At 53.5% G+C, this 14,281-nt stretch carries 11 protein-coding genes; 8 read left to right on the forward strand and 3 right to left on the reverse strand.

Features of this window, described 5'->3' with window-relative positions; translation table 11 throughout:
* Positions 1–18: 18 nt before the first annotated feature.
* Both IPI29_07580 and IPI29_07585 read right to left on the reverse strand, forming a co-directional pair.
* A complete protein-coding gene (locus IPI29_07580; protein ID MBK7412397.1) occupies positions 19–1,230 on the reverse strand; it encodes a thiolase family protein in 1,212 nt (403 codons plus the stop codon).
* Between the two features lie 8 nt (positions 1,231–1,238).
* Positions 1,239–3,950: a valine--tRNA ligase gene (locus IPI29_07585; GenBank protein ID MBK7412398.1), complete on the reverse strand. Its 2,712-nt coding sequence runs from the start codon at positions 3,948–3,950 to the stop codon at positions 1,239–1,241.
* Positions 3,951–4,176: 226 nt separating this feature from the next.
* On the opposite strand from IPI29_07585, the gene IPI29_07590 reads away from it, so the two are divergent.
* From IPI29_07590 to dacB, 7 genes are all read left to right on the forward strand, one after another.
* On the forward strand, positions 4,177–4,515 hold the full coding sequence (locus IPI29_07590) for a hypothetical protein (GenBank protein ID MBK7412399.1): 339 nt from the start codon (positions 4,177–4,179) through the stop codon (positions 4,513–4,515).
* 23 nt (positions 4,516–4,538) lie between these two features.
* Complete coding sequence (locus IPI29_07595; protein MBK7412400.1) at positions 4,539–5,372, forward strand: LysM peptidoglycan-binding domain-containing protein; 834 nt, start codon at positions 4,539–4,541, stop codon at positions 5,370–5,372.
* 116 nt (positions 5,373–5,488) lie between these two features.
* The gene (locus IPI29_07600; protein ID MBK7412401.1) at positions 5,489–6,490 is read left to right on the forward strand and encodes a PhoH family protein; all 1,002 of its coding nucleotides are present in this window, start codon (positions 5,489–5,491) and stop codon (positions 6,488–6,490) included.
* Positions 6,487–7,266: a TIGR00159 family protein gene (locus IPI29_07605; protein MBK7412402.1), complete on the forward strand. Its 780-nt coding sequence runs from the start codon at positions 6,487–6,489 to the stop codon at positions 7,264–7,266. Before IPI29_07600 ends, IPI29_07605 begins: the two co-directional genes overlap by 4 nt.
* A 14-nt stretch (positions 7,267–7,280) precedes the next feature.
* Positions 7,281–7,958 carry a protein-L-isoaspartate(D-aspartate) O-methyltransferase gene (locus IPI29_07610; GenBank protein MBK7412403.1) on the forward strand — a complete coding sequence of 226 codons (678 nt, stop codon included), beginning with the start codon at positions 7,281–7,283 and terminating at the stop codon, positions 7,956–7,958.
* Positions 7,939–8,925 carry a tRNA (adenosine(37)-N6)-dimethylallyltransferase MiaA gene (gene miaA / locus IPI29_07615; GenBank protein ID MBK7412404.1) on the forward strand — a complete coding sequence of 329 codons (987 nt, stop codon included), beginning with the start codon at positions 7,939–7,941 and terminating at the stop codon, positions 8,923–8,925. Before IPI29_07610 ends, miaA begins: the two co-directional genes overlap by 20 nt.
* Positions 8,922–10,652: a D-alanyl-D-alanine carboxypeptidase/D-alanyl-D-alanine-endopeptidase gene (dacB, locus tag IPI29_07620; protein MBK7412405.1), complete on the forward strand. Its 1,731-nt coding sequence runs from the start codon at positions 8,922–8,924 to the stop codon at positions 10,650–10,652. The genes miaA and dacB overlap by 4 nt, the downstream gene beginning before the upstream one ends.
* Here the strand turns inward: dacB and IPI29_07625 are convergent.
* Complete coding sequence (locus IPI29_07625) at positions 10,636–12,126, reverse strand: NAD(P)H-hydrate dehydratase (GenBank protein ID MBK7412406.1); 1,491 nt, start codon at positions 12,124–12,126, stop codon at positions 10,636–10,638. The genes dacB and IPI29_07625 overlap by 17 nt on opposite strands.
* Positions 12,127–12,187: 61 nt before the next feature.
* Here IPI29_07625 and IPI29_07630 point away from each other — a divergent pair, with 61 nt between their 5' ends.
* Positions 12,188–14,254, forward strand: coding sequence for an alkaline phosphatase D family protein (locus IPI29_07630; protein MBK7412407.1), 2,067 nt, complete (start codon positions 12,188–12,190; stop codon positions 14,252–14,254).
* Positions 14,255–14,281 lie beyond the last annotated feature (27 nt).

The following is a 14,281-nucleotide window of genomic DNA, read 5'->3' on the forward strand; positions in this document are numbered from 1 at the left end:
TGAAGATGCGTAGAAGCCCTACCCCACAGACTCTACAACGATCCCCAGTCCCTGCCCCACCCCGATGCATAGTGCTGCAGCACCATAACGCACATTCCTGCGCTTCATTTCGCGGACGAGGTGCCCAAGGATGCGGCCTCCACTCATGCCAAGTGGGTGACCGATAGCAATGGCTCCGCCGTTGACATTGACGATCTCCGGATCCACACCTAGCTCACGAATACATGCAAGAGACTGCGATGCGAATGCCTCGTTGATCTCAATCAACCCAAGATCTCCAACTGCCAGACCGCTTCGTTCACATGCCTTGCGGATAGCACCAACCGGGCCGATGCCCATGATCCGCGGATCTACACCCACAGCACCGGAGTGGAGGATCTTCGCGATAACTCGACCCTTGAGAATCGGTTGTGATTCAAGCCCCTTTTCACTGGCGAGGATCATCATCGAAGCACCATCATTGAGTGCCGATGAATTTCCTGCTGTAACCGTTCCGCCCTTGCGAAACGCGGCTTTGAGTCCTGACAGTGACTCTGCCGAAGTATCTCGGCGAGGCATCTCATCGCGTGATACTACGATCGGATCTCCCTTGCGACGCGGAATTGTCACAGAAACGATCTCATCATCATAGACACCGGAATCCTGCGCTTGCACAGCTCGGGCATGAGAACGTACAGCAAAGGCATCTTGATCCTCTCGGCTGATGCTCCACCGTTCCGCGATATTCTCCGCTGTCTCGCCCATCACCTCGAGCGGAAACATTGCTTCCATCTTCGGGTTGGGATAACGCCATCCCAGAGCTGTATCGTAGGCAGTGAGATTGCCGAATGTTGCAGCACCCGACACATTCTTTGGAAGGCTGTAGGGGGCTCTGGACATACTTTCTACACCGCCGGCAATGATGATGTCCGCTTCATTCGAAGCGATAGCCCGCATTCCTTGGATAACGGCCTCAAGCGACGAAGCGCAAAGCCTATTCACCGTTACGCCAGGCACGGTATCCGGCAAGCCTGCCAACAATGCCACCATCCGAGCGATGTTCCGGTTATCCTCACCCGCTTGATTGGCACAACCAAGGATCACATCATCGATGGATGAAGGATCGAGACCCGTGCGCTCAACCAACACGCGCAAGAGGTCTGCGGCCATATCATCTGGTCGCACAGAGCTTAACGCTCCGCCATACTTCCCTACCGGAGTTCTGAGTGGTTCAATGATATAGGTGGTCATGTTTTGGCTCAAAGGGATGCAAGGTTGCGTTCGATCTTTGCGATCGCATCTGACCAATCGCGCTGTTTCTGACGTTCTGCTTCTACTACCTCAAGCTTCGCATTACTCACAAACGAAGCATTGCTCAACTTCTTGTCAACTCCGGCCACGGCGTTACGCAAACGTTCAACTTCCTTCGTAAGGCGAGCGCGCTCCTTTTCCATGTCCACCTTGCCCGCTACTACCAGGAAGATCTCGATCCCGCGTACTACATCAGCAACGGATCCAGCCGGCTTTTCAACACCCGCACCTATGACCAGATCGGCACAACGACCAAGGGACGTGATCGTAGGTGCCTGTTCACGGAAGAATTCAACCATTGCGTCTGGTACGTTCATATGTACATCAAGTCTCTCGCCCGGAGGGATCCCCATTTCAGCGCGCTGACGGCGTACGCCCTCTACGACGTTCTGAAGGACTTCGAAACGTGACTCCACCTCGGCATCGATCTTGGAGGCATCTGCCACCGGTGCGGTGGTGGTTGAGATGGATTCCTCTGCCCCCTTATCGAACAGACCATGCCACAGCTCTTCGGTGAGGAATGGCATCACCGGATGTAGGAGCGTGATAGTGCCTTCAATGATCCGGAATGCATGTGCCAGAAGAGCCGTGCGTTGTGCGTCAGACGTGGCCTGGGCGAACTCTACCTTCACGATCTCAACGTACCAATCGCAGAAGTCTCTCCAGATAAAATCGTACAGGATCTTGGAATATTCTGTGATGCGATAATCCTGCAATGCCTGTGTGGCAAGCTTTACAGTTGTGTTGTATCGCGATGCGATCCATCTGTCTGCAGTGGACAATTCATAGGCGTCAGCACCATCAGTATCAGCGCTACCACCTGCGATCTCGCCCTGTTTCATCTGTAGGAAGCGACACGCGTTCCAGACCTTGTTCCCAAAGTTTCGTCCGAGCTCCATTGAAGGAACGTCTTGCGTCTTCTCGTCGATATCAAGTCGAACGTCCGAGCCCATCGGCGCTAGGTAGATCATCGTGAATCGCACAGCATCCGAGCCGTACTTCCCGATCACTTCCAATGGATCGGGTGAGTTCCCTAGTGACTTCGAGAGTTTCCGTCCCTTGGCATCGCGTATGATGGACGTGAAGTACACATCTCGGAACGGGATCTCGTTGCGGAACTTGAGGCTGGCCATGATCATCCGTGCCACCCAGAAGAAGATGATGTCCGGTCCTGTCACCAAGAGATTCGTTGGCAGATAATACTTCATCAGCCGTTCGCTCTCGCTGTCGGCACTATTGTCATGCATTGCCGGACCGCGCCATCCCATCGTTGTCATTGGCCAAAGCCATGACGAGAACCAGGTATCTAGTACGTCCGGGTCTTGCGTGAGGACAGCCCCCTTATCAAGGCCTAGTTTTTCGATCGCTTCTTCCGATGTACGAGCTGCGGTGAAACCTCCGTCCTCTGCATAGAACACTGGGATGCGGTGTCCCCACCAAAGCTGACGGGAGATACACCAATCTCGAATGTTCGACATCCAGTGTTCATAGGTGCGTACCCAATGCTCAGGGTGGATCTTGATCCGTCCGTCCACAACGGCGTCCAAGGCAGGTTTTGCAAGGGGGCTCATCCGTACGAACCACTGATCGCTCAGGTAGGGTTCAACAGCCTCACCGCCGCGTTCACTGAACCCGACGTTGTGTGTGTAGTCTTCCTTCTTTTCGAGGAGTTCTTGCTCTTCGAGTGCGGCTACGACCTTACGGCGAGCAACAAATCGATCAAGGCCGCTGAAAACACCCGCCAGATCGTTCAGCGTGGCGTCGGCATTGATACATGATGGCATTGCGAGACCGTGACGTGTGCCGATCTCGAAGTCATTTGGATCGTGAGCCGGCGTGATCTTCACACATCCGGTACCGAATTCAGGATCTGCATAGTCGTCTGCGATGATCGGAATGGCCTGTCCTCCAAGCGGGACGATGACGTTCGTGCCGATCAGGTGTGCATACCGAGCATCCTTTGGATTGACGGCAACAGCAACATCCGCGAAGATCGTCTCTGGCCGTACAGTGGCAACGAGAAGTGTCCCCGATCCATCCTCGAGATGGTAGCGAAGGGTATAGAGGTGCTCTTTCACCTCTTTGAAGATCACCTCTTCATCACTGAGTGCACTTTGAGCAACGGGCGACCAATTGATGATCCGCTTCCCTCTGTAGATCAGACCTTCGTCGAAGAGCGAGATGAACACGTCGCGAACAGCCTCAGTAGCATGCTCATCCATCGTGAAGACGGTTCGATCCCAGTCGCAGGAGACGCCCAGGGTCTGAAGCTGCTTAAGAATAAAGCCGCCGTATTTCTCCTTCCACTCCCAAACCCTTCCGATGAACTGGTCACGGCCCAGGTCATGTCGGGAGACTCCCTCTTTCTTCAGTTCCTGTTCAACCTTTGTCTGCGTTGCGATCCCGGCATGATCCAGACCCGGAAACCAGCAAGATTCCTTGCCGGAAAGGCGAGCCCAACGGATGTACATATCCTGCAGCGTATTGTTCAGGATATGGCCCAAGTGCAGGATCCCCGTCACGTTTGGAGGGGGCATGAGGATCGAATACGGCTGTTTCTCCGATGGGGCAGACCTTGTGATGCCGGTACGTTGCCATACATCGTACCAATGCTGTTCAGAGGCCGATGGGGTGTAAGATTTTTCGAGGGGTGTAGACATATCTAGTTCGGTCCATGTTCGATTTGATGGGACAGCAAAGATAGGAGTTCTCCTATCAGGGTTACTGCCCCTTCTATATGGATAGATAATCGTCAATAATGTGTTCCTTACGTAGTATCCCCGTATATTTGGAACATGATCAGACCGTGGGGAGTCTTATGCGGGTCTGAAATGTCAACATGGGACAATAGCAAATTCACGTATCCAGCAATTCGAAGGAGGACGTATGAAAAAATGGAACGGCGCCGTTGTGGCACTGGCCACAATCAGTACGGCGCTCGTACTTACGTCGTGCACCTGCAAGATCAAGGACGAGCAGCTAGCACAGATCCGTCAGCTGCGCACAGATGAAAAGCAGCTCGCGATGGATATTCAGAAGTCAGAGTCGGACCGTTCGCGCATTCAAGGCGAACTCAATAGCCGTCAAGGCGAGGTCCGGAACTGCAATCAACGCCTCTCGTTTGTCCAGGAAAAGAAGGCAAAGTGGCCGAATGTGTGGCCTGACTGGGATCCGAACGCCCCGGAACCAACACCAGAACCAGCACCAACTCCAAAAAAGAAGTAAGCCACGAAAGGACCTGAACTACTATGAAGAATTTCCTTCTTATCGCTCTGTTCTGTGGCTTCCTTGCTCCTGCATTTGCACAGCAAGTACCTCCGCCACCAGCAAGCAAGGTTGACGAAGAACTCACGTGTGATGAAGCCGACGCGCGCATCATGCAGTTTCAAGGTCAGAATGCCACGGCAAAAGCAAAGCTCGATGCCGTACGCGCTGACATCATGAAGGCAGAAGGCGATCTCGCCACTGCTGTAACGGCTCTGAAGAAGTGCAACGATGACATCTACGCTCTCGTAGGTGCCACAGAAGCAGACGTGAACTCGTTCCGTCAGCGCCTCGGCCAGATCGAAGGTCGCGTTCGTGAGATGCAACGCCTCTCCGATGACCAACTCGCAGATCGTCAAGATGAGGTCAAGGGTCTTGAGCGTAGCCTCAATGAACTTGCTCGCGAGCAGATCTCGATCCTTCCGGAATTCTATGATCGTATCGTATCTCTCCATCGCGACATCAAGGGTCTCTATCGCGAAAAGAAGATCAAGGGATATACCGTTGGTACGTGGGCTGAAAACCGCGACTGCCTCTGGAATATCGCCGGACGTCAAGAGATCTATGCTGATCCGTTCCAATGGCCAAAGATCTGGCAAGCGAACACGGACAAGATCAAGAATCCTGACGTGATCCAACCAGGTTGGGTGCTTACTGTACCGCCAGCCGGACCAAAGACATCGGAAGAAATGAAGGCAGAACGTTCATACTGGCGCAAGAAGCGCGCAGCTGCTGCAGCTGCCGTGGCTCCGGTAGAGAACACAACGCCAGCCGCTCCTGCTCAGACGACTACGAAGAAGACAGAAGCAGGTAATTGAGTTCCGAATAGCAAATAGCGAATAGCGAATTGAAAAAGGGGCCCGTTTATCGGGCCCTTTTTTTTGATGTATCTTCGACCAATTCCGAGTCCATTCTCTCATCATCTCGCTCCTCAATGCACATTGTAGAGAAGAAGATCAAATTGCCGGACGTTGACCTTGTCGAACTGTTCGGTGCTCAAGAAGCAAATCTCCAACTCATCGAGAATAAGTTCGACACGGCGATCACCGTCCGCGGCGATACCGTTGTCCTTCGCGGTGAACCGGTTGAAGTGAAGAAGATCGAACAGATCTTTCAGGAGCTTACCCATACGCTGAAACGGACAGGCAGACTCCAACTGGCAGACGTTTCGATGATCGTGGATCTCGTAGATGGAGGCAGAGCAGGCGTTGTCCCCAGCTCCATGAGTCAGGAAGAACTTGATTCTGTTATTCTCTGGGGTAAGAAGGAGATGGTTCGCGCGCGCACTCCGCGTCAAATGGAGTATTACCGCAAGGTTCGATCGAACGATCTTGTCTTCAGCATCGGCCCTGCCGGTACCGGTAAGACCTTTCTTGCCGTTGCCATGGCGCTTGCCGCCCTGCGTGCAAACGAAGTCTCCAGGATCATCCTCTCTCGTCCAGCTGTAGAGGCCGGAGAGTCTCTCGGTTTTCTGCCGGGCGACATTTCAGAGAAGGTAGATCCATACCTTCGCCCCCTCCTTGATGCTTTGAGCGACATGGTGAGTCCTGATAAACTCAAAAGCATGCTTGAGAAGCGGATCGTGGAGATCGTTCCTCTAGCCTACATGCGAGGAAGAACTCTGAATAATTCCTTCATCATTCTTGATGAAGCGCAGAACGCTTCACGGACGCAGATGAAGATGTTTCTTACCCGTCTCGGCAGGAACTCCAGAGCGATCGTAACGGGTGATGTGACGCAGATAGACTTGCCGAAGAAACACGACTCCGGATTGCTTGATGTATTCACACTCTTCGGTGGCATCAGCGGTATCGACTTCATCGAGTTTGAGAAGTCCGATGTGGTCCGCCACCGTCTTGTGATGGAGATCGTTGCTGCCTACGAACGTGACGCAGAGCGGAAGGAACGAGCCAACAGCAGTTCATCGTCAACATGAACGAACTGCTACGGATAGGATTCCTTGCTTTTACGTGGATCGATCTTGTCGACGTATTGCTCATCACGGTCCTGTTCTACGTTGTCTATCATACGCTTCGGGACACCCTTGCCGTACAGATCCTGATCGTACTCGGTCTCGTTCTCATCCTCAGTTTCGTGACCGATGCCGCAGGGATGAAGACGGTGAATTGGGTGCTTCGTCGGATTGGAGACATTGGTCTGATCGCCTTTGTTGTGCTCTTTCAACCGGAGCTTCGCAGGGTTCTGTTGATCCTGACTCAGTCTCGCCTGTTCCGCGTGTTCGTGCGTTCGAGCAATTCGGAAACGATCGACGATGTGATCACATCTGTTACCGAACTCACGGCCAAGCATATCGGAGCACTGATCGTATTCTCTCGTGCTGAGCATATCAAGGTAACCGTGGATACCGGCGTAGAGCTCCATGCGGCAGTTTCATCAGAACTCCTTCTTTCCATCTTCAATCCCCGCTCTCCCCTTCATGATGGCGCTGTGGTGATCGACAATCGTTCACTGGTGGCTGCACGATGTGTGCTGCCTTTGAGCAGCGTACAACGGATCGGCACTCGCAATCTCGGAACACGCCATCGTGCCGGACTAGGACTTGCCGAACAAGCAGACGTCGTGGTGCTGATCCTCTCCGAAGAACGAGGAACAGCAAGCCTAGCATATCACGGTGAGCTTGAACTGGACATCCCTCTTCATGACCTTCGCAAAACACTCCAAGAACGACTGGCTGCCGTAGCGGCGGCCTAAGACAACCTTACACGATGACTCCACGTCCAACAAGAGTAGCAACCCCATTTGATGTTCAACGCCAGGGACTCGTTGATGTCCTTCGTTCGCGCGGGATCACCGACGAAGCAGTACTTGCTGCAATCGGCAAGGTGCCACGAGAAGTATTCGTTCCTGCAGCAATGACAGGTCGAGCCTACGAAGACTCGGCATTGCCGATCGACAATCGCCAGACGATCTCTCAGCCCTACACGGTGGCCTTTATGACGCAGGCCCTCAAGATCACCAGAGGATCCCGCGTATTGGAGATCGGCACAGGCAGCGGATATCAAGCTGCAGTTCTTGCGCAGCTTGGGGCCAATGTTGTATCGATCGAACGCCATCCGCTCTTGTCTCAGAAGGCAAGAACGGCCCTGGTCAGCCTTGGATACGAGGTCAATTGTAGGGTCGGCGATGGTACCATTGGATATCGTGAAGCGGGTCCATATGACGGTATCATCGTTACTGCTGGTGCACCTGATGTCCCTGAGCCGCTTGCCAAGCAGTTGGCCATCGGTGGTCGACTCGTGGTCCCTGTTGGCTCACTGGAAAACCAGACGCTCTACCGCGTTGTGAGAAATGCCGAAGACTCATGGAAGGCCGAAGATCTCGGCCCATTCAAATTCGTACCGTTGATCGGACGGTCTGGTTGGGATGAGACCAGTGCAGCCTGAACAACGCCAGGTCCTTGTACTGGCGGGACCAACAGCAGCCGGAAAGACCGGAGTTGCGATGCGACTCTCGGAGCAACTGCGTTGCGAGATCATCGGCGCCGATGCCAGGCAGATCTACCGATCGATGGATATCGGAACGGCCAAACCAACTACCGAGGAGCGCACACGCGTTCGGCATCATTGCATTGACATTCGCGATCCGCACGAGTCGTATAGCGCTGCAGAGTATTCCCATGATGCTCGTCAGGCGATAACGTCCATTCCACTATCGTCTCTCCCGATCATTGTAGGTGGGTCCGGACTCTATATCGCTGCAGCACTAGATGGCCTCTCCACTGATGGAGTAGCTACTGACCCCGAGGTGCGCGAAGAGATCGTGCGCGAGTTCGATATACACGGCAGAGATGCCATGTATGAGAGACTTCAAGAACTTGATCCTAGAGCTGCGGAACGATATGCAGACAGAAACCCACGTCGTGTGCAGCGAGCTCTCGAATACATACGAATAACAGGACGCCCCTTCTCACTCTCATGGGATGCCCCACGAGACGCGGCCAATGTTGATGCGCTCTACATTGGGATCACGCAGGATCGTGAGGTCCTCAATGCTATGATCGATGCCCGGTGCGACAAGATGTGGCAGAATGGATTGATCGAAGAGACCCAACGGATCTTGGATATGGGAGTTGACCGCAATGCACAGTCACTGCGTACCGTGGGGTACTATGAGGCATTGTCTGTGATCGACGGTCGCCGCACCCTTGAAGAAGCCAAAGAAGATCTGAAGAGATCCACACGTCAGTACGCGAAACGTCAGCATACGTGGTTCAGGAAGGACAAGCGCTATACGTGGATCAGTGGATCCATCGAAATGATGACCGCTCAGATATGTGAGATCCTGGATACCAAGGGATGGCTATCGACCTTCGTAGATTTGCACCGCAGCAACCAAGGAAGATTTGAGTGAAGAGTAGTTCGATACGCGTTCATATAGCAGTTCTTTGCACCATCGTGATCACGATCGGTGCAATGGCACAGCAGCCACGTAGCTACCGGCCACCTATTCCGACGCAATATGACTCGTCGCAGGCCCTTACGTCGTTGAGAACCCGCTTGGATCAGATCTTCACGTCTGCCCCGTATAGATCCTCGCGCGTGAGCGTGATGGTGTGGTCCCTCAAGCGTAATGTCCCTGTGTATGAGCGCAACAGTCGCCAGAACCTAACCCCTGCTTCAACAACGAAACTGTTCTCAACGGCAGCGTATTATCAACTCAATGGACAGAATGCCATCGTCTCCACGGAAGTAAAGACAGACGGTGTACTGGAGGCTGACGGAACACTAAGAGGCAATCTCTATCTCATAGGTCACGGCGACGCTCTTTTGAGTGTCAATGACTTGGAGTTTCTCGCTGATAAGGTTCGGGCACTAGGGATCAAGCGCATCACAGGGAACATCGTTGGAGATGGCTATGCTTTTGACGGACAGAGTAATCGAGCTGTCTATTCAGGAGACTATGAGGATGTCCAGCCACTTCCTCCCATCGTTGCACTCTCGGTGAATAAGGGAACCGTTGCCGTCTTTGCCAGTGCCGGCAAGACAGGACGCGTTAACGTCCAAACGATACCAGCCTCGGACGCATTTGATGTTGTTATCAGAACTGCTGCGGCTCGTCCTCAGCCCAAGGCACAGGCCAAGGGAAAGCCCAAAGCAAAACCGAAAGCAAAGGCAAAACCATCAAAGAAGAAAAAGAAGGGGTCTCGTGCGGATGCCAACATCGACGAGTCGATCGATCGTTATGGTGATGCACCACCAGAGCCTCGACAACGCCGTCGTAAGGGGCGGAGCAGATCCCGTGCGCCACGTATCAGTGTAACGTCTTCGACACTCCCAAATGGCGTTCAGCAATTCGTGGTGAGCGGCTCCCCGGGTGCGAACCGCTCTGCAACGGTGTATATCGCGATGTCGAAGCCTGCCCTTGCCACAGCGGGCGTTTTTGCCAACAGGCTCCGCGGTGGCGGGATCGAGATCGACGGTCGAATTGAGGAGCGTCGTACGCCGGTCAACGCGCGCTTCCTTGCTCAATTCCGACGTCCGTTCGTTGATTTTGCGAGTGTTGTGAATAAGCGAAGTGACAACTATCTCGCAGAGCATGTGTTCAAAATGGTCGGAGCTGCTTGTGGCGACCATTCAACCACTGCGGTCCGTGCAAAGCGTGCCATGCTTGAAGTACTCGACTCACTTCGAGTGGAGCGAAACAACTGCTCATTCAATGATGGCAGTGGACTCTCTCGCCGGAATCTGGTTTGTGCTGCCACAGAAGTTGGATTGCTGCGTCAGATCCACAAACAGGAATGGGGTCAAGAGTATCGCAGCACTCTCGCCGTTGGGGCCTACGATGGCACGATCCGCAGGAGAATGCATGGTTCACCGGCCGCGAATAATGTAACGGCAAAGACGGGTACGTTGCGAAATGTAAGTGCTCTTGCCGGCTATGTTACGACGAGAGATGGTGAGCTCCTGGCGTTCTCCTTTATCTCGAATGGACCAAGCGTTGGGTCATTCAAGGGCATGGAAAATCTAGCAGCCATGGCTCTTGCATCCTTCTCGTTCAAACAGCCCGTTCCGATCCCTCAGGATATCCTGCCCACACCGGCGGATACGGTGGACGAGATGACTACAGATAGCGAATGATGTCGCCCGCAACCATTCGTTGATGGACACTGACAGCGTTTGCCTCGTCACCAGCACAGGCATGGATATATGCTCCAAGCGATGCGGCCTCAAACGTTGACATCCCTTGTGCTGCGCAGCCGGCAACGATGCCCGTAAGAACATCGCCTGATCCTGCCGTTGCCATCGCCGGGTTTCCGTTCACAGTGAGCACATGGCGTCCGCCACTCGTTGTTATGGACGGCACATCCTTGACGTGAAGCACACATTTGTTCTCTTCCGCAAACTCAGCTGCTGCTGCAGCGATATCGTAGGGTAAGTCTCCCCTGTCGATCCCCAACAGCCGAGCAAACTCACCACGATGCGGTGTGAGGATCAGATTGGGTCCTCGGTAGCTGATACGAGACAGCAATCGTAAACCGTCTGCGTCGATAACGAATGTCTTCACTGCGGCAAACTCATCAATACATCGCGCCAACATATGAAGCGTTGCCTCGTTGGTTCCAAGACCGGGACCAACGGCACAAACGGTGGCACGTTGAAGAAGTTCTCTCAAGACGTTCTCTGCATCCACATGGATCGTGCCGTCAGCATGTGACGGCAATTCGTTGGTCATCACCTCACGCGGCGTTAGAGGATGGATGTAGGGGGCTGCCAGTTCCACCAAGCCGGCACCGATGGAGATCGCTGCATGTGCGGCCAGTGACGGCGCTCCCCGCATCGATCGTGTACCGCCGATGACAAGGACCCGACCATTGTCGAACTTTGAAGCCGAACGAGGACGTTTTGGCAGGAGCGTTTCAATATCACGCGGTTCATAGCGGAATGTTGAGGCGAACTGCGCTGCGGTTCCCTCCGGAATACCGATCGGGGCAACAACCACCGACCCGGTGCAGGCCGGACCATCGTTTCGGAAGAACCCCGGTTTCTCTGTCTCCATCGTGATCGTTACGTCGGCGCGGAAAACATCATGACTTGCCGCTCCGGTTGATGCATCGAGTCCCGTCGGGACATCAATTGCGACCTTCATTCCGCTGAGGGAATTGAGAAGAACACAGAACGACGGGATCGGCTCACGAAGGACTGCTCCGCCCCCTACTCCGATCAGCGCATCGAGGACAACGTCAAAGTCAGAGCCAAGATCGATCTCGGCAAAACGGACCATCTTGACCGCGGAAGGAAGTCGATCAAGATTCACTCGTGCTTGCTCTGTCATCGTCTCACGTGATGCATCACACGCTACTACAACAGAAACCGACGGGTCATCTTCCATGATCATGCGAGCCATGCAAAGTCCGTCACCGCCATTGTTACCCCCGCCACAGGCGATCAGATAGCGTGTGGCACTGATCCCTCGCAACGCAATAACCGAGCGAAGGGAGTTCGTTGCCGACCTAGCTGCCTGCTCCATGAGGTCGACAGGAGCTATGCCGAGGACGTCACGACACGCTTGGTCTAATTGTCGTACTTCATTCGGGAGGAGTAATGGAAGCATGATGCTAAACTACCGCTTCCTCTTCGCAGTTTTGCATGAACATCATCTATCCGGATCGTCTATGTTTCGCCCCTTTATCGGCCTTTCGATACTCTTGCTCACGACTTCGATGGCCATTGGTCAGGACTATCGCAATGATATGTTCCGAACTCGGCGTGCGGGACATGAACCACGCGTGACTAAACGGATCGAGACCACACAGGTAGAGGACAAGCTCCGACCATTTTATCATGGTGTAGCCAGCGGAGATCCACTCCATGATCGAGTGATCATCTGGACCCGCATCACCCCAGAAGGTGGAGACACGTCAGTTCGCGTTCGTTATCGGTTTGCTACAGATACAGGCATGCAGAATATCATCCGATCCGGTGAGTTCACAACAACGTCAGATCGTGACTTCACTGTCAAGGTCGACGTGGACAGTCTCCAACCAGGCAATGTCTACTACTACATGTTCTCTGCCTACGGTCGATACTCGATCATCGGACGAACACGCACAACACATCCAACGGCGGTGGACCATACGAGGTTGGCCGTGGTCTCCTGCTCGAACTACCCGGCAGGATACTTCAATGCCTACGCCAAGATCGCTGATCGCAATGACCTTGATGCGATCCTTCATCTCGGTGACTATATCTACGAATACGATGCAGACACAACCTCCTACGGCGGGGCCACGGGAGCCAAGCTCGGCAGACGTCATGAGCCAGATGCTGAATTGGTGACCCTTACGGATTATCGAACGAGATATTCACAATACCGACTCGATCCGGATCTCCGCCGTGCCCATCAGCAACATCCCATGATCCATGTATGGGATGATCATGAATCGGCAAATGACTCCTATACGGACGGAGCAGAAAATCATCAGCCGGAAGAAGGCGATTGGAACATTCGTAAGGAGGTATCGAAACGTGTTTGTTATGAATGGATGCCAACTCGCGAGAACACGTCAAACGTTCTCTATCGTCGCTTCTCCTTCGGGACGTTGGTAGACCTCTTTATGCTCGACACGCGCCTCGACGGACGAGACAAACAGGTGCAAGGTGTTGGAGAAGGGGCTTCCCAAGCATCAAAGGATTCTCTTAATGCCCAGGATCGCAAGATCATTTCTACAACACAGTATGAGTGGCTGACGTCTGGGCTAACCTCAAGCACTGCCACGTGGCGTGTCCTTGGTAATCAAGTGATGTTCTCTCCGGTAGACGTAACACCGATCGATACAGCCTATCTTTTCAATGCCGTTGGTCCGATCTTCTCTGCATTCATTCGTCCGCAGATCCCCACACTTCAATTCGTCTTCGAGTCCGCCTTTTATGGCGATGTGTGGAACAACTATCCTGCTCAGCGTAGAAGGCTATTAGACGTTGTTCGAGATCAGAAGGTGAAGAATCTCGTTGTTGTTACCGGCGACTTCCATTCCTCCTTTGCTTTCAACGTCCCGGCCGATACCATCGGCTCCGCAACGTCTCTAGCTGTTGAGTTCATGACGCCGTCGATCTCTGCGGCTAACTTCGATGAGAACCTCTCATCTGTGCCGACGATCGCCCTTATCACACCCGCCTTGCTCGCAACGATCGACACAACACTTGTCGGTCTCAATCCGCATTTGAAATGGCATGATATCACTGAGCACGGGTACGAGATCTTGGACCTTACACCACAACGCGCTCAGTGTGATTGGTATTTCATGGACAGCATCCTTCTTCGTCCTACTTCAGAGGTCTGGATACGGGGCTATTACACAAATTCCCAAGAGAGTGCGCTACGCCCAGCTGCAGCCGCCGCTCCAGGTAAAGCGATCCAAGACATTCCGGCTCCTGCTGAGCCCCCTACCGGACCTGTAAGTGTAGAGGAGAATGTCGTTCGGGAGCTAACCATCCTTGGGTATGGTCCGAACCCGGCGCATGACGCATTGTCCCTCACCTATGTTGTGGATAGACCAACGAACATCCATTTCAGCGTCGTCGATGCTCAGGGTGTAACAGTTCTCAGCACACCAGTATCTGTTGAACATGGACTTCGCAGTGTAGTCCTCGATCTCCGTCCACTCAGTTCCGGGCGCTATACCGTCAACATTCATGCGAACTCGGGAATTGTCCACACAGGTATCGTTGTTACTCGATGAACATGTCTTGCTCGTTTCTCTGCCGTA

It is taken from the genome of Ignavibacteria bacterium (assembly GCA_016707005.1).
Classification (GTDB): domain Bacteria; phylum Bacteroidota; class Ignavibacteria; order Kapaibacteriales; family Kapaibacteriaceae; genus UBA10438.

Excerpts from the sequence above, each read along its gene's own strand:
- IPI29_07600 (MBK7412401.1), top strand. The coding sequence starts at position 5,489 with ATGCACATTGTAGAGAAGAAGATCAAATTGCCGGACGTTGACCTTGTC.
- IPI29_07585 (MBK7412398.1), bottom strand. The coding sequence starts at position 3,950 with ATGTCTACACCCCTCGAAAAATCTTACACCCCATCGGCCTCTGAACAG.
- miaA (MBK7412404.1), top strand. The coding sequence starts at position 7,939 with ATGAGACCAGTGCAGCCTGAACAACGCCAGGTCCTTGTACTGGCGGGA.
- IPI29_07590 (MBK7412399.1), top strand. The coding sequence starts at position 4,177 with ATGAAAAAATGGAACGGCGCCGTTGTGGCACTGGCCACAATCAGTACG.
- IPI29_07625 (MBK7412406.1), bottom strand. The coding sequence starts at position 12,126 with ATGCTTCCATTACTCCTCCCGAATGAAGTACGACAATTAGACCAAGCG.
- IPI29_07605 (MBK7412402.1), top strand. The coding sequence starts at position 6,487 with ATGAACGAACTGCTACGGATAGGATTCCTTGCTTTTACGTGGATCGAT.
- IPI29_07580 (MBK7412397.1), bottom strand. The coding sequence starts at position 1,230 with ATGACCACCTATATCATTGAACCACTCAGAACTCCGGTAGGGAAGTAT.
- IPI29_07630 (MBK7412407.1), top strand. The coding sequence starts at position 12,188 with ATGTTTCGCCCCTTTATCGGCCTTTCGATACTCTTGCTCACGACTTCG.
- IPI29_07595 (MBK7412400.1), top strand. The coding sequence starts at position 4,539 with ATGAAGAATTTCCTTCTTATCGCTCTGTTCTGTGGCTTCCTTGCTCCT.
- IPI29_07610 (MBK7412403.1), top strand. The coding sequence starts at position 7,281 with ATGACTCCACGTCCAACAAGAGTAGCAACCCCATTTGATGTTCAACGC.